At 70.8% G+C, this 21,798-nt stretch carries 26 protein-coding genes; 22 read left to right on the top strand and 4 right to left on the bottom strand.

What is annotated here, in order from left to right:
• Positions 1 to 2: 2 nt before the first annotated feature.
• Entirely contained in the window at positions 3 to 230 is a 228-nt protein-coding gene (locus ACW9J6_RS26240; RefSeq protein ID WP_457119293.1) for a hypothetical protein, read from the top strand.
• A 188-nt stretch (positions 231 to 418) separates the two neighbouring features.
• Here the strand turns inward: ACW9J6_RS26240 and ACW9J6_RS26235 are convergent, their stop codons facing one another.
• Both ACW9J6_RS26235 and ACW9J6_RS26230 read right to left on the bottom strand, forming a co-directional pair.
• Positions 419 to 913: a hypothetical protein gene (locus ACW9J6_RS26235; protein WP_457119292.1), complete on the bottom strand. Its 495-nt coding sequence runs from the start codon at positions 911 to 913 to the stop codon at positions 419 to 421.
• 11 nt (positions 914 to 924) lie between these two features.
• Positions 925 to 1,167, bottom strand: a complete 243-nt coding sequence (locus tag ACW9J6_RS26230) for a DUF4160 domain-containing protein (RefSeq protein WP_457119291.1) — start codon at positions 1,165 to 1,167, stop codon at positions 925 to 927.
• A gap of 108 nt (positions 1,168 to 1,275) precedes the next feature.
• On the opposite strand from ACW9J6_RS26230, the gene ACW9J6_RS26225 reads away from it, so the two are divergent.
• The 12 genes from ACW9J6_RS26225 (at position 1,276) to ACW9J6_RS26170 (ending at position 10,651) form a co-directional block, all read left to right on the top strand.
• A complete protein-coding gene (locus ACW9J6_RS26225; protein ID WP_457119290.1) occupies positions 1,276 to 1,671 on the top strand; it encodes an HNH endonuclease in 396 nt (131 codons plus the stop codon).
• A 48-nt stretch (positions 1,672 to 1,719) separates the two neighbouring features.
• On the top strand, positions 1,720 to 2,178 hold the full coding sequence (locus ACW9J6_RS26220; RefSeq protein WP_457119289.1) for a phage terminase small subunit P27 family: 459 nt from the start codon (positions 1,720 to 1,722) through the stop codon (positions 2,176 to 2,178).
• Between the two features lie 4 nt (positions 2,179 to 2,182).
• Positions 2,183 to 3,928, top strand: coding sequence for a terminase large subunit (locus ACW9J6_RS26215; RefSeq protein WP_457119288.1), 1,746 nt, complete (start codon positions 2,183 to 2,185; stop codon positions 3,926 to 3,928).
• Entirely contained in the window at positions 3,925 to 5,247 is a 1,323-nt protein-coding gene (locus ACW9J6_RS26210; protein ID WP_457119287.1) for a phage portal protein, read from the top strand. Before ACW9J6_RS26215 ends, ACW9J6_RS26210 begins: the two co-directional genes overlap by 4 nt.
• Positions 5,204 to 5,941 (top strand): head maturation protease, ClpP-related, encoded by a 738-nt coding sequence (locus tag ACW9J6_RS26205; protein WP_457119286.1) that lies wholly within the window; start codon positions 5,204 to 5,206, stop codon positions 5,939 to 5,941. The genes ACW9J6_RS26210 and ACW9J6_RS26205 overlap by 44 nt, the downstream gene beginning before the upstream one ends.
• A 142-nt stretch (positions 5,942 to 6,083) precedes the next feature.
• Positions 6,084 to 6,458 carry a DUF6894 family protein gene (locus tag ACW9J6_RS26200; protein ID WP_457119285.1) on the top strand — a complete coding sequence of 125 codons (375 nt, stop codon included), beginning with the start codon at positions 6,084 to 6,086 and terminating at the stop codon, positions 6,456 to 6,458.
• Positions 6,459 to 7,112: 654 nt separating this feature from the next.
• A complete protein-coding gene (locus ACW9J6_RS26195) occupies positions 7,113 to 8,366 on the top strand; it encodes a phage major capsid protein (RefSeq protein WP_457119284.1) in 1,254 nt (417 codons plus the stop codon).
• A gap of 83 nt (positions 8,367 to 8,449) precedes the next feature.
• Positions 8,450 to 8,743 (top strand): hypothetical protein, encoded by a 294-nt coding sequence (locus tag ACW9J6_RS26190; protein WP_457119283.1) that lies wholly within the window; start codon positions 8,450 to 8,452, stop codon positions 8,741 to 8,743.
• Between the two features lie 2 nt (positions 8,744 to 8,745).
• Positions 8,746 to 9,351, top strand: coding sequence for a head-tail connector protein (locus tag ACW9J6_RS26185; RefSeq protein WP_457119282.1), 606 nt, complete (start codon positions 8,746 to 8,748; stop codon positions 9,349 to 9,351).
• Between the two features lies 1 nt (position 9,352).
• On the top strand, positions 9,353 to 9,688 hold the full coding sequence (locus ACW9J6_RS26180) for a phage head closure protein (protein WP_457119281.1): 336 nt from the start codon (positions 9,353 to 9,355) through the stop codon (positions 9,686 to 9,688).
• Entirely contained in the window at positions 9,685 to 10,239 is a 555-nt protein-coding gene (locus ACW9J6_RS26175) for an HK97 gp10 family phage protein (RefSeq protein ID WP_457119280.1), read from the top strand. The genes ACW9J6_RS26180 and ACW9J6_RS26175 overlap by 4 nt, the downstream gene beginning before the upstream one ends.
• Before the next feature lies 1 nt (position 10,240).
• Positions 10,241 to 10,651, top strand: a complete 411-nt coding sequence (locus ACW9J6_RS26170; protein WP_457119279.1) for a DUF3168 domain-containing protein — start codon at positions 10,241 to 10,243, stop codon at positions 10,649 to 10,651.
• Here the strand turns inward: ACW9J6_RS26170 and ACW9J6_RS26165 are convergent.
• Positions 10,599 to 11,393, bottom strand: coding sequence for a Crp/Fnr family transcriptional regulator (locus ACW9J6_RS26165; RefSeq protein ID WP_457119278.1), 795 nt, complete (start codon positions 11,391 to 11,393; stop codon positions 10,599 to 10,601). The two genes, ACW9J6_RS26170 and ACW9J6_RS26165, sit on opposite strands and share 53 nt — an antisense overlap.
• Before the next feature lie 147 nt (positions 11,394 to 11,540).
• Here ACW9J6_RS26165 and ACW9J6_RS26160 point away from each other — a divergent pair, with 147 nt between their 5' ends.
• Genes ACW9J6_RS26160 through ACW9J6_RS26135 form a run of 6 tightly spaced genes read left to right on the top strand, consistent with a single transcriptional unit; the run spans position 11,541 to position 16,308 of the window.
• Positions 11,541 to 12,005, top strand: a complete 465-nt coding sequence (locus ACW9J6_RS26160) for a phage tail tube protein (RefSeq protein ID WP_457119277.1) — start codon at positions 11,541 to 11,543, stop codon at positions 12,003 to 12,005.
• Between the two features lie 10 nt (positions 12,006 to 12,015).
• On the top strand, positions 12,016 to 12,411 hold the full coding sequence (locus ACW9J6_RS26155; RefSeq protein ID WP_457119276.1) for a gene transfer agent family protein: 396 nt from the start codon (positions 12,016 to 12,018) through the stop codon (positions 12,409 to 12,411).
• Complete coding sequence (locus tag ACW9J6_RS26150) at positions 12,408 to 12,569, top strand: hypothetical protein (RefSeq protein WP_457119275.1); 162 nt, start codon at positions 12,408 to 12,410, stop codon at positions 12,567 to 12,569. Before ACW9J6_RS26155 ends, ACW9J6_RS26150 begins: the two co-directional genes overlap by 4 nt.
• A 1-nt stretch (position 12,570) precedes the next feature.
• Positions 12,571 to 14,787 (top strand): hypothetical protein, encoded by a 2,217-nt coding sequence (locus ACW9J6_RS26145; RefSeq protein ID WP_457119274.1) that lies wholly within the window; start codon positions 12,571 to 12,573, stop codon positions 14,785 to 14,787.
• 1 nt (position 14,788) lies between these two features.
• A complete protein-coding gene (locus ACW9J6_RS26140) occupies positions 14,789 to 15,424 on the top strand; it encodes a phage distal tail protein, Rcc01695 family (RefSeq protein ID WP_457119273.1) in 636 nt (211 codons plus the stop codon).
• A complete protein-coding gene (locus ACW9J6_RS26135; RefSeq protein WP_457119272.1) occupies positions 15,421 to 16,308 on the top strand; it encodes a DUF2163 domain-containing protein in 888 nt (295 codons plus the stop codon). The genes ACW9J6_RS26140 and ACW9J6_RS26135 overlap by 4 nt, the downstream gene beginning before the upstream one ends.
• A 345-nt stretch (positions 16,309 to 16,653) precedes the next feature.
• On the opposite strand, the gene ACW9J6_RS26130 is transcribed toward ACW9J6_RS26135, so the two are convergent.
• On the bottom strand, positions 16,654 to 17,493 hold the full coding sequence (locus ACW9J6_RS26130; protein WP_457119271.1) for a DUF3658 domain-containing protein: 840 nt from the start codon (positions 17,491 to 17,493) through the stop codon (positions 16,654 to 16,656).
• 611 nt (positions 17,494 to 18,104) lie between these two features.
• On the opposite strand from ACW9J6_RS26130, the gene ACW9J6_RS26125 reads away from it, so the two are divergent.
• The 3 genes from ACW9J6_RS26125 to ACW9J6_RS26115 form a co-directional block, all read left to right on the top strand.
• Entirely contained in the window at positions 18,105 to 18,572 is a 468-nt protein-coding gene (locus ACW9J6_RS26125) for a hypothetical protein (RefSeq protein ID WP_457119270.1), read from the top strand.
• 125 nt (positions 18,573 to 18,697) lie between these two features.
• Positions 18,698 to 19,168 (top strand): NlpC/P60 family protein, encoded by a 471-nt coding sequence (locus ACW9J6_RS26120; protein WP_457119269.1) that lies wholly within the window; start codon positions 18,698 to 18,700, stop codon positions 19,166 to 19,168.
• Positions 19,165 to 21,798, top strand: a 2,634-nt coding sequence (locus ACW9J6_RS26115; protein WP_457119268.1) for a baseplate multidomain protein megatron, incomplete at its 3' end; no start/stop codon positions are given. The genes ACW9J6_RS26120 and ACW9J6_RS26115, both read left to right, overlap by 4 nt.

Genomic DNA, 21,798 nt, shown 5'->3' with positions numbered 1-21,798 from the left:
CGATGCGTGAGGTGCGCGAGAGCTGCGCCGTCGTGGCGGAGATCCTCGATCACAAGCGCGTCCCCTGCCTCTGCCCGGCGCAGGCCGACGCGCTCGATGCGCGCGGCCGGCCGATCGCCGGCACGGGCGCCGTCGCGCGGACGACCTCGTTCAGCACCGTGCGCGGCCGGCTGCACGAGCGGGCCGAGTGCGAGCGCTGCGGCCGGTGCTGGACCCGCATCAATGCCTGACGCCGGCGAACTCGCCGCGATCGAGGCGCGCCTCGCCGTGCTGCGGCAGGAGCGGGCGGCCTTGGAATACGCCGACGACTTCGCGTTCTGGGGCGTCCGGAGTCGGGCGATCGACGCGGAGGTTCTGCGGCTCGACGGGCAGCGCAGGGAACTCCTGACCCGCGGCGACGGCGATCCGCTGCCCTCGTTCAGGCCTGCGCCCGGCGCGGCCGCCCCGCCTTGCGCGGGCGCAGGTGAGCCTGGAACAGCACCGGGTCGCGCAGGGCCGCCCGGCACAGCATCCGGATCTGCGGTGGGACGTTGCCCGTCGCCTTGTAGGCGTTCCAGGTGCTGAGCGAGACGCCGAGAAAGTCCGCGGCCTCCTGGTTCGACACCTCGGCCGTCTCCTGCCAGGCGGCGAGGTCCTCGCTCCGGAACGGCCGCTGCTCGGCCGCGATCTGGTGCAGGTGGTAGGCGTCGATCGCGAGATCGCCGTCCTCCTCGCCCCAGGCGAGCGAGGCGCCGTACTCGCCGAGTCGCACGGTGGCGAACGTCTCCGGATCGCGCAGCGGCCGCAGGATCTCGCCGCCCGTCGCGATCCAGCCGACGAGCTCGACCTCGTCGGTTCGGCCGTCCGTCCAGGTCACCCGCACGGCGCTGCCGGTCAGGGCGGTCACGCTGGCGAGGCGGGGCAGGGTGCTCATGCGGGTCTCCCTCAGGCGATCGGGAAGCGGGGGTTGATGCGGTTCCACTCGGCCGCGATCACGGCGCGGTTCTCTGCGGCCCAAGTCAGAGCCTCGCGCGCGACTCGGCCGGGCAGGCTGCCGGCGAGGATGCGCAGCGTGGCGATCTCGATCAGCGCCTCGGCATCCGGGGACACCACGTGGAAGTGGGGCGGCAGGTGGTCGTTCGGGTAGACGCGGATGAAGGCCTTGCCGAACTGGTAGAGCTTGCCCATCGCGCCCGCCGCTGCAGACGCAGAAACATAGTCCGAAAACCGGACTATGTAAATGGGAATGCGGTATGAAGGGGAGCGACCCTGCCACCCGCGCCCGCCTGGAGGCCCATGCCGCGTCGACCCCCGCAGCACCGCGCAGCGGGCTGGCGACCGTCGGCTGAGGCCCGCCGCGAGCGCAACCGGGCCCACGATGCCGAGCGCCGCCGTGCGAGCCCCTGGCGGGCTTGGTACGGCCTCGCCGCGTGGGCAGCGGCCCGTGAGGCCCAACTCGCCCGCGAGCCGCTCTGCGAGCGCCACAAGGCCCGTGGCGCGATCGTGCCGGCGACGGTGGTGAACCACCGCCGGCCGCATCGCGGGGAGTGGTCCCTGTTCATCGACCCACTCAACCACGAGAGCGTCTGCAAGTCCTGCCACGACCGCGAGATCCAGCGCGAAGAGCGCGCCGGATCATCAGTCGAGGCACCCCCGGGGCCCCTCGAAAGTCCCCGCCCACCCCCCGCCTGACCGGTGGTTTGGTCAGGAAAATTCGCGTGCGGTTTGGAGGTGGTTTCTATGGCCGGGCGCAAGAGGGTGCCGGACGCGATCAAGCAGCTCGCCGGCACCGCCCAGCCCTGCCGCATGAACCCGGATGCGCCCACGCCCGCGGAGGGCGTCCCGCAGCCGCCGGACTGGCTCAGCGACCGGGCGGCGGCGATCTTCCGGGATCTCGCGGCGATCACCGACCGAATGCGCGTCGCCTCGCCCGACGATGTCGCCATGATGGCGCTGCTCGCCTCGAGGCTGGAGGAGATCGAGGTCTGCACCGCGGTGATCGAGGACCTCGGCCGCGTCTACCAGACGGTGTCCAATACCGGCGCCACCCTACACCGGGCCCGGCCCGAGGTCGGGATGCGCAACGAGGCGATGCGGCACGCCCAGACGCTGCTCTCGGAGTTCGGCCTGTCGCCGGCGGCGCGCTCGAAGGTCTCGGCCACCACCCCGGCCGCGGAGAACCCGTTCAAGGACCTCTGACCGCATGGACGACCCGCACGTGCAGGCGGCGCACGCCTACGCGCGCGACGTGGTCGAGGGCCGCATCTCGGCCTGCCGCTGGATCCGGCTGGCCTGCGCGCGCCACCTCGGCGACCTCGCCCGGCAGGGCGAGGAGGCCTTCCCGTACCGCTTCGACGCGCGCCGGGCGGCGAAGGTCTGCAAGTTCGTCCAGCTCCTGCCCCACACCAAGGGCAAGTGGGCGCGGAAGGCCGAGCGCATCCGCCTCGAGCCCTGGCAGCTGTTCAAGACGGCGGCCCTGTTCGGCTGGGTGCGCAAGGCCGACGGGCTGCGCCGCTACCGCAAGGCCTTCCTGCTGATCCCGCGCAAGAACGCCAAGTCGACCTGGGCGGCGGGGATCGGCCTCTACCTGTTCGCGGCCGACGGCGAGTACGGCGCCGAGGTCTATTCGGGCGCCACCTCCGAGAAGCAGGCCTGGGAGGTCTTTCGCCCCGCCAAGCTGATGGCGCAGAAGACGCCGGCGCTGCTGCAGGCCTTCGGCATCCACGTGGGCGCCAAGAACCTGCACATCCTCGCCAACGGCTCGCGCTTCGAGCCGATGATCGGCACCCCGGGCGACGGCGCCTCGCCCTCGGCCTCGATCCACGACGAGTACCACGAGCACCCCACCGACGAGCAGGTCGACACGATGGAGACCGGCATGGGCGCCCGCGAGCAGCCGCTCCTGGTGATCATCACCACGGCCGGCGACAACCTGGCGGGCCCGTGCTTCGCCCTGCAGCAGGAGGCGCAGAAGGTGCTGGAGGGCGCGCTCGAGGATCCGGAGCTGTTCGCGCTGATCTACACGGTCGACCCGGAGGACGACTGGACCTCGGAGCTGGCCCTGCGGAAGGCCAACCCGAACTTCGACGTCTCGGTGTCGGGCGAGTACCTGGTCACGCGCCAGCGGGCGGCCCGGGCCAACGCCCGCAAGGCGGGGGTGTTCAAGACCAAACACCTCAACATCTGGGTGCAGGCGCGGGACGCGTTCTTCAACGTGCAGCGCTGGATCGAGAGCGCGGTCCCGGACCTCGCGCTCGACGATTTCCGCGGCGAGCCCTGCCGGCTCGGCCTCGACCTCGCCTCGAAGGTCGACATCGCGGCGGGCGAGCTGGTGTTCGACCTCGCCCGCTGCACCGGCGCGCGGGCGGAGGCGTTGCGGGCGGCCGGCTACCTCTACGCGCGCTTCGGCGTCTACTGGCTGCCCGAGGCGACGATCGAGGAGGGCGAGAACGAGCATTACCGCGGCTGGCGCGACGCGGACCCGCCCTGGCTGACCCAGACCGACGGGGACATGATCGACCACTTCGCGATCCTCGACACGATCGTCGGCCCCGAGGGCGAGGACGGCGAGCGCGCCGGCGGCCTCGTCGGCGCGTTCCAGCTCGAGGAGGTCGCCTACGATCCGCACCAGGCCACGATGCTGGTGACGGCCCTGCAGGAGGCGGGCGTGCCCTGCGTCGAGGTGCGGCCGCTGGTGCTGAACTTCAGCGAGCCGATGAAGCAGATGGAGGCGCTGATCCGCTCGCGGGCGATCGCGCATTCCGGCGACCCGGTCTTCACCTGGATGCTGTCGAACGTGGTCGCCAAGCCCGACCGAAAGGACAACGTCTACCCGAACAAGCTGCGGCCCGAGAACAAGATCGACGGACCGGTGGCGCACATGATGGCGCTCGCCCGCCTGATGAGCGGCGACGAGGCCGGGATCGCGAAGGGGTTCGTGGAGCTGTGAGGATCTGGCCCTGGGGCCGCCGGGCCGACGCGGCCCGGGCCGACAAGGCCCGGCCCGCGCCCGCCGCGAAGGCCGGTTCATCGTTCCTGTCCTCGGACGCCGAGGCCTGGGACCGGCTCCTGCCGGGCGGCCTGGGCAGCGTCTCGCCCGAGTCGGCGATGCGGCACGCGGCGGTCTACCGCTGCGTGTCGATCATCGCCTTCGCGGCCGCGATGCTGCCGCTCAAGACCTACCGCGAGCTCGACAACGGCGACCGCGAGGCCACCGGCGCCCATCCGGCGGCGGATCTGCTGCGGCTGCGCCCCAACCCGCGCCTCTCCCGCACGATGTGGCTGCGCGCGACGCTGGCGCAGATGCTGCTGGAGGGGAACGCGGTGTCGTGGATCGAGCGGCGCGGCTCGGGCGATCCGGTCGCCCTGTGGCCGATCCCGTTCGGGCGGGTCGGGATCGAGCTCTACGGGACGGGCCGCCTGCGCTACCGCCTGCAGCTCGACGACGGCACGGCGGTCGTCGCCGATCAGGACGACGTGCTCCACATCCCGGGCTCGTCGGAATGGACCGGTCTGCGGGCGCGCACGCCGATCCAGGCCATGGCCGCGGCGGTGGGCTTAGGGATCGAGGCGGACCGCTTCGCGCGCGAGTACTTCGCCAACGACGCCACGCCCTCGGGCTACATCAAGTACCCGCAGAAGTACGGCGGGGACAAGGAGGAGCTGCGGGGCTTCTGGCGGCGCACCTTCGGGCAGGGTGGGCGGCACAGCGGCCCCGCGGTGCTCGACCAGGGCGGCGAGTACGTGCGCATCCCGATCTCGGCCCACGACGCGCAGCTGCTCGACACGCGCCGGTTCCAGATCGAGGACATCGCGCGGATCTTCGGGGTGCCGCGCTTCCTGCTCGGGATGGACGAGACGAGCTGGGGCTCGGGCATCGAGGCGCTCGGGATCGGCTTCGTCACCTACACGCTCGACCCGCATCTCTGCGCGATCGAGGACGAGGTGAACCACAAGCTGTTCGGCCGCGGCCGGCCCGGGCGGCCGGGCCCGGCGCCGCCGCGCTTCCTCGGCGAGTTCGACCGGGACGTGCTGGTGCGCGGGGACATCGAGAGCCGCTTCAAGGCCTACCGGCTGGCGCTGGGCGGCTCCTCCGGCCCGGGCTGGATGACGCCGAACGAGGTGCGCCGGAAGCAGAACGACCCGGCCCGGCCGGACGGGGACGACCTCACCAAGTGGGTGCAGCCGGCGCAACCCACGCCGGCCTCAGCCGGACAGGAACCCGATGGACACGATCCTGCAGCGCCTCGCGATGAACCGCGCCCGTGAGGCGGGCCCCCGCATCGTGCGGGCGGCCGACACCACCGACGCGGCGACCGTCTACGTCTACGAGGCGATCGGCGCCTACGCGGGCATCGACCCGCAGGCCTTCGTGCGGGACCTCGCCGCGGTGGAGGCCGCGACGATTCACCTGCGCCTCAACTCACCGGGCGGGGACGTGTTCGCGGCGCGCGCCATGAAGACGGCGCTGGAGCAGCACCCGGCCCGGGTGGTGGCCCACGTCGACGGCTTGGCCGCCTCCGCGGCCTCGTTCCTGATGCTGGCGGCCGACGAGATCGCGATCGCGGAGGGCGCCTTCGTGATGATCCACGAGCCGTGGTCGCTGGCGCTGGGCACGGCCGCGGAGATGCGCGCCTCGGCCGACCTGCTCGACAAGGTCGGGGCGGCGATCGCGGCCGATTACCAGCGCCGCACGGGCCGGAGCGGCGAGGAGGTGGCCGCCTGGATGCGGGCCGAGACGTGGTTCTCGGCCGACGAGGCGGTGGCGGCGGGCTTCGCCGACCGCAAGGCGCAGCGGACGGCGGTGGCGAACGGCTTCGATCTCACCGGCTTCCGCAACGCCCCGCAGGCGCTCACGCAGCCCGCCCCCTTCGACGCGCTGGCGGCGGAACACGCCCGCTACGTGGCCCGCCTGAGACTGATCGAACACGCGACTTGGCCATCGGAGCGCCGAACGCATTGATGATTCACGACTATCCGACACGACTCCTTGCAATACAACCCACTCGAGCGGCCGCTGACTCGGTGAGCGAGGTAATGACATCTGGAAATTGCATCTTATGACGGGAGTTTCGCTTGTTCGACGATGGAAATAGCGTAGGTTAATGAGTTTTTGCGGGCAAACGCTCATTTTGCGCCAATCGGTGGTGTTTGCTTGGCGCGCCCTCGAGTGCGAGCCCTGTGCTCCCGCCTTCACCGAGCGGGAGTGGGATTTGCCTCGCTATTTCTTTCACGTCTACGATGGTTACAAGCGTCCCGATACCGAGGGCGTCGAGTTGCCTAACGTCGTGCGAGCCCGCAGCCACGCCATCGCGTTTGCGGGCAGACTCATCGCCGAGGAGGCTGATCGATTGGCGCTGGACGAGAACTGGCACATCGACGTTGTGGACACCACCGGGCTGGTTCTATTCCGCCTCGACTTTGTCATCACGGCAGCGCCGGTCGTTGCCGCGCAACAACGCGCCATGAGGTCGCCGTGACGGGTGGGTGCAACCATCCCGGCTTCGGCAAGACCCCGGGGTGCTGCGCGCGTCTGCCCCTTCGACGTGCCTGCCGCCAGTCACGCGCACGAGTGCACTTCTCGCGCCTGAAATCTAGTAAAAGCACCAGGTGGGACAGATTAATTTGATCTCGAATAGTCCTTGTGAATGGATCAAATCCTTTCATAAAACATTCTGATCGTCATGAGTCATGATTTTCACGAAAGAGTAGACATGGCTGCTCAGATCCTGCTTGAATGCTACGCTGCTCTCCATCGCAGCCGGCATTCACTCTGGCGAACTCAGGCTTGTCTGAGCCGATCCCGGGAGGCTCTGGCGATCTCGCGCGACTTGCTGAGCATGCCACGCTACAGGCCCGGCACCGGGCTCCCAAAAACGCGACCGGGCGACACACTTGGCGCGTGAGAGCGCGGGGCGGAGCTAGTCCACCATACGATCACTTCGACGGTGAACTGACTGTCATGCGCCGCCGCGTGCGACCTGATGCAGTCTCAGGCGCAGATCATCCTTGAGCATTCGCGATCTCTGTACATTTATTCGTCGACGAAGTTCACCGCCAAGTAGAACGCATTCCGGCAGACCTATCAACCCCCAGCGGCCGCCTTGGGCGGCCGTTCTCATTTGGAGTCCCCCATGACGCAGTCCATCCAATCCCTGCGCGAGCAGCGCGCCGCCAAGGCCCGCGAGGCCCGCAACATCCTCGACACCAAGACCGGCAAGGACTGGACCGACCAGGTCCGCACCGAGGTCGACGGCATCTACGCCGAGATCGATCGCCTCGACGAGCAGCTCGCCCGCTTCGACCGCGTCCTCCAGATCGAGGATTCCCTCGAGCGCCGCGCCGGCCCCGTCGCCGACCGGCAGGGCCGCTCCGTCGACGAGGCCACCGCGATCCTCGCCCGCGAGAAGGCGATCTTCAACGCCTGGGCCCGCGGCGGCGTCGAGGCGCTCACCGACGAGCAGCGCGCCCACGTGCGGGCCCGCCGCGACGAGGCGCTGCGGATCTATGGCGCCCAGTCGGTCGGCACCGGCTCCCAGGGCGGCTACCTGGTGCCCCGCGACTTCGCCGAGACGCTGCTCGAGCGCATGCAGGCCTTCGGCGGCATGCGCGAGCTCGCCACCGTGATCCAGACCGACGGCGGCAACCCGATCGACTACCCCACCGTCGACGAGACCAGCCAGGAGGGCGAGATCGTCGGCGAGAGCACCCAGGCCGGCGCCCAGGACATCAGCTTCGGCACCACCAACATCGCCGCCTACAAGTACTCCTCGAAGATCGTGGTGGTGCCGATCGAGCTGCTGCAGGACAGCCGCATCGACGTCGAGGCCTACGTCAACGTGGCCCTGGCCACCCGCATCGCCCGGGTCACCAACCGCCACTTCACGGTCGGCACCGGCGTGAACCAGCCCCGCGGCGCCGTGGTCGCGGCGGCGCAGGGCAAGGTCGGGGCCGCGGGCCAGACCGCCGCGCTCACCTACGACGACCTGGTCGACCTGGAGCATTCCGTCGACCCGGCCTACCGCCGCAACGGCCGCTGGCAGTTCCACGACCAGACCCTGAAGGTGATCAAGAAGCTCAAGGACGCGCAGGGAAGGCCGCTCTGGCGCCCGGGGGTGAGCGGCGGCGACCCGGCCGACATCCTCAACTACGGCTACACGATCAACCAGCACATGCCGGCGATGGCGGCGAGCGCCAAGGCGATCCTGTTCGGGGACCACGCCAAGTACCTGATCCGCGACGTGATGGCGGTGACGCTCTTCCGCTTCGCGGACAGCCGCTACATGGAGAAGGGGCAGGTGGGCTTCCTGGCCTGGTCGCGCCACGACGGCAACCTGATCGACGCCTCCAACGACGCGCTCAAGTACTACCAGAACGCGGACAAGTGAGCCGCCCGTGACCGTCGCCGGGCGGCCGCGCGCCGCCCGATGCCCCGCCGAGACCGAGGCCCGCCCCCGAGGACACCGCGCCGATGTATGTCCGCCTGCTCACCGCCATGGCCGGTGACGCCTTCTCGTACCTGCCCGGCGACGTGATCGACGTGCCGGACGCTACCGCCGCTGCCTGGATCGCGGCCGACCTCGCCGAGGAGCCGCCCAAGGCGGCAGCGAGCGAGAAGGCGGCCAAGGACCTGCGCGCCCGCGTGGCCGAGCTGGAGGCGCAGCTCGCCGACGCCACCGCCGACTGCGACGCCCTGCGCGAACAGGTGGAGGCGCTGGCGACCGCCAACGCCGCCCTGACCACGACGCACGCCCCGGCCGCCTGACCGTGCTGCGCTACCGCCGCGAGACCGCCCCGGCCGGCGCCGTGGTGGGCCTGGAACGCGCCCGGGCGCATCTGCGCCTCGAGGAGGCGGACAGGCAGGACGCCCTGATCGCGGCGGCGCTCGCGGCGGCCGTGGAGCAGCTCGACGGCACCCACGCCCCGCTGCGCCATGCGCTGCTGACGCAGGTCTGGGAGGCCACCGGAGACGCGCCGGGCCCGTGCGGCATCCCGGGCGCGACCGGCTTCCTTCTCGACCTCGCGCCGGTCCAGGCGGTGCTCTCGGTCGAAATCCTGGTGCGCGGCGCCCTCACGGCGCTGCCGCCGGACTCCTGGCGGCTGCTCTTCCCGCTGCGCCGGCGCTGCGCCGCCCTGGTGCCGGCGCCGGGCGCCACCTGGCCGGAGGGGGATCCCGACCCGGCCGCCTGGCGCATCCGCTTCCGGGCCGGCTACGGCGAGACCGGCGAGGCGGTGCCGGAGGCGATCAAGGCGGCGATCCTGCTGCTGGCCACCGACCTGTTCGAGACCCGCGATGCGAAGCAGTTCGCCAACGTGGTCGAGAACCCGACGGTGGCACGCCTGCTCGCGCCCTACGGCCCGTCGGAGGCCTGAGATGGATCCGGGCCGGGCCGACAAGCGCGTCACCTTCCGCCGCCGCGCCGCGGTGCCGAAGCCCGGCGGCGGCACGGCGCGCGAGTTCCGCGACCTGTTCGCCTGCTGGGCGGAGTGGCGCCCGCTCAGCGGGCATCGCCTCGCCGAGGCGGGCGGCGTCACCGACGGGATCGAGGGGACGATCGTGGTGCGCGACACGCCCCGCACCCGCGCCCTCACCGTGGCCGACCGGGTCATCCTCGACGGGCGCGACTTGGCGCTGGAGTCGGTGCCGATCGGCGAGCGCACCGGCTGGCTCTCAGTGCGGGTCTCGCGCCGGGTGGCGGGCTCGACGTGATCGGCGGCCTCCTCAACGCGGGCAAGCTGGCGTGGTCGGCGGTCAAGGGCGTCGACCCGTTCGTGGACGCGATCGCCCGCATGGGCGTGAAGATGGCCCTGCGCGCCAAGGCGATCGACCGGGCCACGGCCGAGGACATCGTGGAGCGCGCCCGCGGGCGCGTACCCCGCGACACCGGCCGGCTCTATTCCGGGATCGCGGTCACGGACCGCGACGGGGTGTTCGGGGTGATCGCCTCGGCGGTGCACCCGAACGACCCGCGCGAGATGGACTACGCCTTCCTGGTCGAGAACGGCACCCGTCCGGGTGTGCGCGGCCAGCGCGTGGCGGATCCGGACTTCTACCGCACGGCCGCCGGCGGCCGCGGCGGCATCAACCCGGCGACAGGGCGGCGCTACCGGGCCGCCGAGGCCGGCCGGCGCGCGCAGCGCACGCATCCGGGGACGAAGCCGCAGCCCTACTTCTGGCCGTCGGTGGAAGAGGGGCTGGCGAAGCGCGGCCTCGCCCTGGAGGACGTGATCGGGGGCGTGGCCGGGGAGGAGGGGTTCTGACATGGCCGCATCGCCCGAGCTGACCTTCCTGACCACGGTGCTGGCGCTGCTGCGGGCGGTGCCGGCGGTGAGTGGCGCCGTGGCGGAGCGGATCTACGACGACGTGCCGGAGGAGGGGGAACGCGCGCCGCCCTGGATCCATGCCGGCCCGATGAACGCGCAACGCGTCGAGCTGGGCTGCGCGGCGGCCTGGGACCTGCGGCTGCGGCTCTACGTGGAGTCGGCGTCCTACGACCGGGACGAGGTCTGGACGATCGCCCGGGCGGCGATGCGGGCGCTGGACGGGCAGGAGCCGGCCGAGGCGGCGGGGTTCGTGGACCGCCTCAGCGTGCGGCAGTCGGGCGACGTGATCGACCCGCTCACGGTGAAGTCGGTGTTCTTCGACATCGCCACGCGGATGATTGCGCCGTAGGCGCGGGGTTCTGGAACAGTGGCTTGCCGGAGAGGGGGGCAGCGCGGACAGAGTGTGGGTCGAAGTGGCCGATCCGCGCGAGATCTTCAAATCTGCTGATGGTCAGCGTCCTGCCGTCCAGCTGGACGAGATTTCGTGAGCGCAACTCCCGGAGGATGCGGTTCGCGTGAATGACCGTAAACCCAAGGATATCAGCGAGCTCGGACTGCCTGATCGGGAGCTCGAAGGTGGGCCCATGGGTGAGGCCAACGCACCCCAAGCGGATGTACAGCTCGCAGAAGAGGCGGGCCATGCGCGCCACAGCGGTGAGCTGGCCAAGGCTCAGCAGCCATTGACGCTGAATGCTTTCCTGCGCCCGCCACTCGCCCCAGAGCACCTCGCGCAGCCACGAGTGCTCCAGAACCGCCGCGCTGAGGCGGACCGGAGCGATCTCGACGAGAGTCACTGCGGTGAGCGCCACGAGAGAGTGATCGATCGTCGGGAGAAGCAGACCGCTCAGGCCACAGAAGTCGCCGGGCAGCGCCAACCCGAAAATCGCCCGTCGAGCGTCACTCACCTGCCTTGAGCGGCCGACCCAGCCATTTAGGATCAGCCGCGTGACGTTGTCGTCTCCACCGTCTCGGGCGATTTCTTCGAACTGATTGTGAGTGCGATGCGAGGGCGAAAGAATTTCTTCGAAAACTACTTCCATTTCTTCGGGAATGGAAACATATTGCCCCCACTTTCTGATCAGAAGGTTCATGAAGCTGCTTCTTCTGAAGGCCGACATTGTCCAGAACATATTTGATACGCTCTAGTGAATTACAAATCAATGCTCAAATAATAGCCATCTATCCTGGGTGATGTGCTCCATGCCTCACCACGGCAGTCCCACGATCGGAGAACCCCGATGACGCAAGGTGTCCCCTTCAGCGGCAAGGACCTGCGCCTGATGCGCAAGTCCGGCCCCACCGACGACACTCCCTCGTTCCTGTGCACGGTCACGACCAAGGACCTCACCCGGACCTGGGAATACGAGGACGCCACGATGCCGGATTGCGACAATCCCAGCGCCGTCCCGCCCCGCCGCTCGCTCAAGAAGTCGAGCGCCTGGAGCGTGAACGCCTCCGGCATCGCGGACGCCCGCTCCTACCGTGACCTCGACGCCGCCGCCGCCGACCCGGACACCCCGATGTACGTCCGCATCCTGGTCGCCAAGCCGGCCGCTTCCGGCGGAGGGCACTGGGACGGGGCGGTGTGGTTCGAGAACCTGAAGATCGAGAGCCAGGACATGGGCGTGGTGAAGTTCTCCGCCCAGATGCGCGGCGAGGGTCCGCTCACCTGGACCAATGCCGCGGCCGCGCAGGGGCAGTGAGGCAGGCCCCATGAGAACGGACACCTCCCGCACCGCGCACTACGCCGACTTCGCCGGCCGGCGCCGCAAGTTCGAGCTGCGGCTCGGCGAGATCGGCGAGCTGGAGCGCCGCGCCGGCGCCGGCATCGGCGAGATCATGGTGCGCCTCGCCGCCCACCGCTTCTACGCGGCCGACATCCGCGAGACGGTGCGGCTCGGCCTCGTCGGCGGCGGCGAGGACCTGGCCGGCGCCGAGGCGCTGATGCGCTACAGCGTCGATGGCTTCCCGCTGAGCGAGCACCTGCAACTCGCCGCTGACATCCTGGCGGCGGCGGTGACCGGCGTGGAGCCGGAGGGAAACGGAGGGACGGAGGGGAGGAGCGACGCCCCGGCGACCTCTCCGTCTGGTATCGGGCCGGGGGCATGATGGGGCTCACGCCCCGGCAGGTCGACGCGCTGTCGATCGCCGAGATGGTGGCGATGGGGGAGGGGTTCCGCGCCTTCCACGGCGCCGAGGACAAGCCGGAGGAGCCGGACCTGGGCGAGTTCTACCGGGCGCTGGCCGAAGCACGCCAGGGAGGCTGACGTGAACGCGCCCCTCACCATCAAGTTCGCCTCCGACGTGAGCGCGGCGCAGGCCGGGATGCAGAACCTCGCGGCCTCGGTCGTGGCCTCCATGATCAAGGTCTCGGGGGCCCTGAACACGGGTGTCCAGGCCAATGGCGGCTACCTCGCCAGCGCGCGCCTGCTCGCCACCACCGCCGCGCAGGACCTCGCCGCGGTTGGCGCGGCCGGCCTGCGCACGGCGCTCGACACCAACGGCTCCATGGTCGCCACCGGCGCCGCCATCACCCGCACGGCGGCCGAGACGCGCACCGGCGCTGCGGTGATGAAGGGCTCGATGGCTGTTGCCGGCGAGGCTGTGTCTACGAACTTCGCCATGATCCGCAACGAGGCCGCCGCCACGGTGCGGGTGCTCGCCACTTCCCCGCTCGCCATCACCGTCGTGGGCGGACTCGCCACCTTCGCGATGCTCAAGGGCGCCTATGACCTCAGCGTCGCCCTCGCGAAGGCCGGCGCGGAGGCCGTCGAGGAGATGATCGCGCTGGGCAAGGACGCCGAGCGGATCGGAGTTTCGACCACCTTCCTGCAGACCTGGCGCAAGCAGGCGCTGGACCTGCGCGTCGAGATCTCGGACCTCACCAAGACCCTGGAGATGGCCGGGCGGGCCTTCGCGCCGCGGCTCGGCTCCGGCGAGGACGGGCACAACGACAGCCCCTTCGTGGCACGGCTGCGCCAGCAGGTGGCGAACGGCAATGCCACGCAGGCGCAGCTCGACCGCTTCCTGCGCGCGAGCGGCACCGAGGAGCAGCTGCGGGCCGCCCTCGCAATCCTGCAGGAGATGCAGGGCGCGGCCCGCGAGCTGGCGGCGATCGACCTCGCCGAGACGCTGTTTCCGCCGGAGATCATCGACCGCCTGCGCCAGGGCCGGCTCGACTTCGAGAAGCTGCGCGACGCGGCCGAGCAGGTGAAGAACCCGACGCTGCCCCTGTTCAAGCCGGAGGACATCGCCCGCTCGCAGGAGATGCAGCGACGGCTCGACGAGGCCTCGGCCAAGCTGGAGGAGGCGGGCAAGATCTTCCGCAACGAGCTCTACGAGGCAGGCCTGTCCCTCAAGGAGGACGCCGCCGACTGGAAGCTGCTGATGGCCTCCGGCGCGCTGGGCGCGGCGCGGATCCTGCGCGATGCCAAGACCTGGTACTGGCAGTCCCAGGAAGGGCTGCCGGCCGCCGGCGGCCCCGGCCTGGTGGTGCGTGGCGGCCGGATCGTGTCGGAGACCTCACCCGCTGGCGCGCCGATCCCGGCCTCGGGCCGCGGCCAGGACTTCGACGATGCCCTCAACCGCCTGCGCGGCAACCTCGGCAACCGCACGCTGGTGGACCAGGCGGAGGCGGCGTCCCGGCAGATGGTCCGGACCGTGCGGCCCGATCGGAGCGAGCCGGACAAGGCGAAGCCGAAGGCGGCTCGGAGCGGCGGCAGCGAGACCGACCCGCTCGAGGCGATGATCGGCCAGATCGAGAAATCCGCCGCCGCGATCAAGGCGGAGGTGGAGGCCTACGGCAAGTCCAACGCCGAGAAGCAGATCGCCATCAACCTCGCCCGGGCCGAGGAGCAGGCGAAGCAGAAGGGCGTGGCGCTCTCGGGTGAGCAGGTGGAGCGGATCCGGCAGGCCTCGGTGGCGACGGCGGAGTACAGGGACAAGCTCGCCGATCTGGAACAGGCCGAGCGCCAGGCGGCCGAGACCGCCCGGTATTTCGGGGACGCGCTGTCCAACGGCTTGGCGGACGCGGTGCTGGAGGGGCGGAGCCTCGGCGACGTGCTGATGAGCCTGGAGAAGCAGCTCGCCCGCTCGGCGCTGCAGGCTTTGTTCACCGGCCAGGGGCCGCTCGCCGGCATCCTCGGCACCGCGCCGGCCGCGAGCGCGGGGGCGAACGCCGTCGGCGGGCTGTTCGGCGAGGTCACGCACCTGTTCCGGGCCAATGGCGGCCCCGTCCGGGCCGGGCAGGCCTACACGGTGGGCGAGCTCGGGCGCGAGCTGTTCGTGCCGAACCAGGATGGCCGGGTGGTGCCGATCGGCCGGGCCGCGAGCCAAGCGGCCGAGTCGGATCGCGCCGGTCGGGCGCGGCCGATCCAGGTGAGCATGGTGGTGCAGACGCCGGACGCGCCGAGCTTCGCCCGCGCCGAGGCGCAGGTCACCGCCGCCCTTGCCCGCGCCGTCCAGCGCGGCCTGCGGGGAGCATGACGTGGCCGCCCCCTTCCACGAGGTGCGTTTTCCCCTCTCCCTCTCCTATGGCTCCCGCGGCGGGCCCGAACGGCGCACCGAGATCGTCACCCTCGGCTCCGGCGACGAGGAGAGGAACAGCCTCTGGCGCCACTCCCGCCGCGCCTACAATGCCGGCCCGGCGCTCCGCCGCGCCGAGGACATCGCGACGCTCATCGCCTTCTTCGAGGAGCGCCGCGGCCCCCTCTACGGCTTCCGCTGGCGCGACACCTTCGACCATTCCTCCGGCCCGTTCGGCCGCGATCCCGCCGCCACCGATCAGCCGCTCGGCCTCGGCGACGGCACCACCACGGTCTTCCCGCTCGCCAAGACCTACGGGGCCGCCTTCGCGCCCTACACGCGCCCGATCGTCAAGCCGGTCGCCGGCTCGGTGCGGGTCGCGGTGGCGGGCGTGGCGCTGCCGGCATCCGCCTTCGCCGTCGACGCCACCACCGGCCGCGTCGCGCTCGCCCGAGCGCCGGCTTCGGGCGCGGCGGTGACGGCGGGCTTCCTGTTCGACGTGCCGGTGCGCTTCGCCACCGACCGGCTGGAGATCGACCACCAGGCGGTGCTCGCCGGTATCGTCGCCGACATCCCGATCCTGGAGCTGCGCCGGTGAGACCGCTTCCCCCCGCCCTCGCCACGCGCCTCGCCTCGGGCGTCACGACCCTGTGCCGCTGCTGGATCCTCACCCGCACTGACGGGGTGCGGCTCGGCTTCACCGACCACGACGAGGACATCCCATGCGACGGCGTGCTCTGCGCCGCCGGGACCGGGGCGACCGGCTCGGCCCTGGAGCAGAGTGCCGGCCTCGCGGTGGACTCGGGCGAGATCATGGGGGCGCTGACCTCCGGACGGCTGGCGGAGGGCGAGATGGCGCGGGGCCTGTACGACGGGGCGGCGGTGGCGGTGTGGTGGGTGGATTGGTCGGCACCGGCGGACGCGGTCCTGGTGCTGTCGGGCCATCTCGGCGAGGTCTCGCGCGGTTCGTCGGGCTTCACCGCGGAGGTGCGCGGGCTCGCCGACCGGCTGGGGCAGGCGACGGGGCGGCTCTACCAGCGCTCCTGCGACGCGCTGTTCGGGGATGCGCGCTGCGGGATTGACGCCACGACGGCGACGTATCGGGGCAGCGGCACGGTGGCGGCCGTGCGCTCCGCCCGCACGGTCCTCGCCATCGGGCTCGACGCCTACGCGCCCGGCTGGTTCACCGCCGGGCTGCTGGTCTGGTCGGGCGGGGCCAATGCGGGCGCTGCGGTGGAGGTGCGGGCGCATGGGCGAGTGGCGGGCGGCGCGCTCCTCGACCTGTGGGAGCCGGCGCCGGCCGCGATGGCAGTGGGCTACGCATTCACGGTGACGGCGGGCTGCGACCGGGCGCTGCCGACCTGCCGGGAGAAGTTCGGCAACGTGGTGAACTTCCGCGGCTTCCCGGACCTGCCGGGGAACGACGCCGCGCTGTCATATGGCCGAACCGAGGCCGGCAGCGACGGCGGGCGGCGCGGCTAGGGACCACGTCCGATCTGCCCAGCCGCGAAAAGGTCTGCTTTGGGTGGTAAGCAGAGCTTGATCACCCAAGGTGACTACCTGCGGTGTCAGCCCAAAGCAATGGCATCAAGCTGTCTGGTGGCGGGATCATTAGGGTCAAAACCCAATCAGCTTGACCGTACGAGGGACCGCTTCCGACCCGTTGCGGACTCTGGGAAGGTCCGCTTCTATGCCTATGATGAGGCAGAAGTTGGCGACCGGGTTGGGTGGTTTTCTGCCGGTCGGCTCTGCGCGATCATGGGCGACGAAACGGACGTTCACTTCATCCGCTACGAGCAGCGGCCTTAAGGTCTCACTAGCCCGATACTATTCCGCTTTGTCATGCGTATGTCGGGGCGGCACGTGAGCGGCAGATCGGCGAGCTTCATAGTCGCGCAAACCCGGTCCCGTTCCCCTGATCTCAAGGTCTCCCGCATCTCCGAGGGCCTGGATACGGCCGAACAACACGATGTCGCTGACACCATGCTCCGGCGGATCGACCTCGCCGGAAAGGTGGCGCAAGGTGCGACCGATCACCTTCGCAGCGACTTCCCAGTCCGTCGCAACCTGGGAGATGAGCGCGGCGTCATAGTGTGTCAGCGGGGCCGAGACCAAACGGCCGTCGCGCACGATGCGCAGCGGTGCATCCTCGCACCTCAATCCCGCCCACGCGGCAGCGGCGGCGTCGCTCTCGGCGCGAGAGAAAACGCGTCGCTTGTCCCTCAGGCCGGACGCGACGATGTCCTCGCAGCGCATGATCCCGAGCGACCAGGGCCGTCGGACGCCGTCGCGCGTGACGAAGTCGAGGTCCGTGGCGTCGATGACATCGAAGGGGCGGCCATTCATCCGGAACGCGAATTCGAGAAAACTGGCGTGCTCGGCCGCGTCGCTCATGCAGACCCAGTAGACAGGATGCACGCTGGCCGACGTGGCTTCCACCCAAGGCTCCTCCGCCTCGCGTTGGTCGTCGTAGGGATCGGGCCGCAGGACGGCTCTGATCCACGCGTGGCGAACATCTGGGTCCGGCGGATTGATCGGGCCGAAGTTCAAGGAACCCGGAAGCGCAATGACGCGCGCTTCGTCGCCCTGCGACCGGAGGGCGTCACCGATGGTGTCCGCGCTGCTCACACCCCACGTCACGTGGACGACTTCGGCCTCACTGGACATCTGTGATCCTCCATCCGCACGGTGGCCTGGGGGGCGGATGTAAGCATTGTCGCCACTCGACGTGGCTGTGATGTGATCGTCCGGGCTGCTGTGTAACGTTCTGTGACAGCACTTCGAGGATCGTGATCGCTACACGCCGAGCGTCCATCACGCGGGCGCGTGCTGTTACCGATCCCTTGCGACTCCACGTCCGGTTTCAGGCGAGGCAGAGACGAGCATGAGCGACCAGCTTGGGTCGAAGGCGGAACGTCCGCTCATGGGCCCGGCGTCAAAGCCCGCTTCCCACCCTCAGCGGCCCTTCACACGGTCAAGCTGATTGGGTTTGACCCTAGCGTTGCGATCACTCGGATATTGGCGGCCCGCTGCCGGGTGTTCGCGGTTGAAGCAGCGACTTTCGCGGATCGACCCAAACCTGATGGCTTCCTCGATCCGGCCACCCTCGCGATATGGGGAGCCACCGCTGGCTGGCATCCACCCATTTTGTACACAGGCCGTCACCGGAACCAACGCCAATGTCGGCAGGCCGCCGACCATTAATCTCCTACCTGCTCCGTTTCCCTGGTATCTGCTGCGGGTGGTAAACAGACGTCGCTTCAGCGCTGGAGGAAACGATGCCAGAACTCGTGATCCGCCACGATCCTCCGCGTTCCTTTCTCTGCTTGGCCGGGGTGATCCATCGCCACGATATTGCCGAAAGGATCGAGACCTTGGTGGCACGCTTCTCCGAACGCGCTGCCGACGTGCCGCACCTGGGATTGCAAGTTGCCCTCTATCATCCGCAGGGTCGCGACCCTTTCGGTCCGGACGGCGAGCCTTTCTGGCTCGGTCGCGAAGTGCTAGCGTCGCTCGACGCCCCTGCGGGCTTGCAGATGAACTGGACGCCGGGTGGCGACGTGGCAGTTCTCGTTCACGAGGGCGCTTACGAACACCTACTGACGACCCACTTCGCCCTGCATCGGGCCGTCGCGGAGCGTGGGCGCAAGCTCGTCGGGCCGAATTGGGAGCGGTACGTCACCGCGAGCGGCGAGCGTGCCAAGTTCAGCACCGAGGTCTGCTACCTGCTGGAGGCTGCACACTGACCTGCGGCAGCGCGTTGGCATCCAGAGATGATGGCGGGCAGCGCTTGACTGGCTCCGCGAGCGTCCGCTGAGAGTCGAAAGCAGCCCCCCGCGAAAGGGCATGCTGATTGGAATGCAATCCTGGCGTGATCCGCGCCCGCGCCGTCGCGCTCGCGCGCGGCTGGCTCGGCACGCCCTACCATCACCAAGCGTCCCTGAAGGGCGTCGGCTGCGACTGCCTCGGCCTCGTGCGCGGCGTCTACGCCGAACTCACGGGCCGCACGCCCGAGGCGCCGCCCCCGTATCGCCCGGGATGGGCCGAGGAGAGGGGCGGCGAGGCGCTGCGCGACGCCGCCCGCCGCCACCTCGCCGAGATCCCGCCCCGCGAGGCGCTGGCCGGCGACGTCCTGCTCTTCCGCTGGCGCGACGGCCTGCCCGCCAAGCACTGTGCCATCCTCACCGCGCCGCTGGCGGGGCCGCAGCCCCGCATGATCCACGCCTATGACGGCCACGCCGTCCTGGAATGCGCCGTCCCGCCCGCCTGGGCACGGCGCGTCGCCCACGCCTTCCGCTTCCCCGATCCCTCGCCGGACCCGCCAGCGCACTTCGCCCCATGAGCACCCTCGTCCTCTCCTATGCCGGCAAGGCCGCCGGCGCCGCTTTGGGCGGCCCCGTCGGCGGGCTCCTCGGCGGCGTGGTCGGCGCGGGCCTGGGTAGCGTCCTCGACCGCGCCCTGTTCGGCGCCCGCCCCAAGCCGCAGGTCAACACCGGGCCGCGCCTCGCCGACCTCTACGTCACCGCCTCCACCGAGGGCGCCGCCATCGCGCGCGTCTACGGCCGCGTCCGCGTCGCCGGGCAGATCATCTGGGCCACCCGGCTCAAGGAGGAGCAGCACGTCGAGAAGGTGAGGACCAAGGGCGGCAAGGGTGCGCCCACGCAGAAGACCTACAATGTCACCTACACCTACTCGGTCAGCCTCGCCGTCGCCCTCTGCGAGGGGCCGATCACGGCGCTCGGCACCGTCTACGCCGACGGCAAGCCCATCCGCCTCTCCGACCACAATGTCCGCGTCTATCTCGGCGACGAGGCGCAGGGGCCCGACCCGAAGATCGAGGCGATCGAGGGCACCGGCAACGCCCCGGCCTACCGCGGGCTCGCCTACCTCGTCTTCGAGGACCTGGCCCTCACCGCCTTCGGCAACCGCGTGCCGGTCATCACCGCCGAGGTCACCCGCCGCCCGCCCCGCGCCGACGCCCGCCCGGCGCTCGAAGACCTCGTCACCGCCGTCACCCTGATCCCGGGCATGGGCGAGTTCGTCTACGCCACCGCCCCGGTCAAGGCCAACGACCGCGGCAGCCTCACCGGCCAGAACACCGTCTCGGGCGGGGTCGACCTGCTCAGGGCCCTCGACCAGCTCCAGGAGCAGGCGCCCGCCTGCCGGCACGTCTCGCTGGTGGTGGCCTGGCACGGCACCGACCTGCGCCTCGGCTCCTGCCGCATCCTCCCCAAGGTCGAGACCCGGGCCAAGACCACCGACGTCCCCTGGAGCGCGGGCGGCCTCACCCGCGCACAGGCGCAGGTGGTCAGTCTCGACGCGCGAGGCAGCCCGCTGGTCGGCGGCGCGCCCTCCGACCTCTCGGTGGTGCAGGCGATCGGCGAGCTCAAGCGGCGGGGGTTCGAGGTCACCCTCTACCCGTTCCTGATGATGGATGTGCCGGCCGGCAACGGCCTGCCCGACCCCTACGGCGGGGCGGAGCAGGCCGCCTTTCCCTGGCGGGGACGGATGACCTGCTTCCCGGCGATCGGCCGCCCGGGCAGCCCGGACAAGACCCCGGCCGCCGCCGACCAGGTCGCCGCCTTCTTCGGCAGCGTCACCCCGGCCGATCTCGCCTGGACCGGCAGCTCGGTCACCTGCGCCAAGCCGGAATGGAGCTTCCGCCGCTTCATCCTGCACTGCGCCCGGCTCGCGGCGGCGGCGGGCGGGGTGGACGCCTTCCTGATCGGCTCGGAGCTGGTCGGGCTGACCACGCTGCGCTCCGGCCCCGCCAGCTTCCCGGCCGTGGCGCAGCTGCGGGCGCTCGCGGCCGACGCCCGGGCGATCCTCGGGCCCGGCCCGGCGATCGGCTACGGGGCGGACTGGACCGAGTACGCCAACTACCGCCCGGCGGACGGCACCGGCGACGTGTTCTTCCCCCTCGACCCGCTCTGGGCGGATGCGAACATCGGCTTCGTCGGCATCGACAACTACATGCCGCTCGCCGACTGGCGCGACGGGCTCAATCACGCGGACGCGCAGCGTTACGCGAGCCCCTACGACCCGGCCTACCTCGCCGGGAACGTGGCGGGGGGCGAGCTCTACGACTGGTTCTACCCCACGCAGGCCGACCGCGACGCGCAGAACCGGGTGCCGATCCGCGACACCGCCCACGGCGAGGACTGGATCTTCCGCCTCAAGGACCTGCGCGGCTGGTGGGCGAACCCCCACCACGACCGGCCGGGAGGCGTGCGCCAGGCCGCCGCCACGGCCTGGGTGCCGCAGTCGAAGCCGATCCGCTTCACCGAGCTCGGCTGCCCGGCCGTCGACAAGGGCGCCAACCAGCCCAACGTCTTCGTCGACCCCAAGTCGTCGGAGTCCTTCCTGCCCTACTCCTCCACCGGCCGGCAGGACCTCGCCATGCAGCGCGCCTTCCTGGAGGCGGCGCTCGCCTATTGGAGGGCGTCGGACGGCAACCCGGTCTCGGCTGTGTACGGCACCCGCATGGTCGATCCGGAGCGGATCTTCCTCTGGACCTGGGACGCGCGGCCCTATCCGGAGTTCCCGCGCCAGTCGGGCGTGTGGAGCGACGCGCCCAACTACGCCCTCGGCCACTGGCTCAACGGCCGGCTCGGCCTCGCCAGCCTGCCCGACGTGGTGGCGGAGATCTGCCGCGAGGCCGGCGCGCCGGTGGACGTCTCGGAGCTGCGCGGCGTGGTCTCGGGCTACGCGCTGACCGAGGTCCAGGCGCCCCGCGACAGCCTCGCGCCCCTGCGCACCGCCTTCTTCTTCGACGGGGTCGAGAGCGGCGGGGCGCTCCGCTTCCTCCCGCTCGCCCGCGCGCCGGTGGCCCGCTTCACGGAGGCCGACCTCGTGGCGGCCGGGCAGGGGGCGGATTTCCGGCGCACGCGCAGCGAGGAGACCGCGCTGCCGGGCAGCGTGGCGCTCACCTACCTCGACCCGGCCCGCGCCTACCAGGGCGCCGCGGTCGAG

The organism is Methylobacterium sp. JK268 (genome assembly GCF_054052225.1).
Note: the sequence above shows the minus strand (reverse complement) of the source record. Positions and strands in the feature narration are given on the sequence as shown.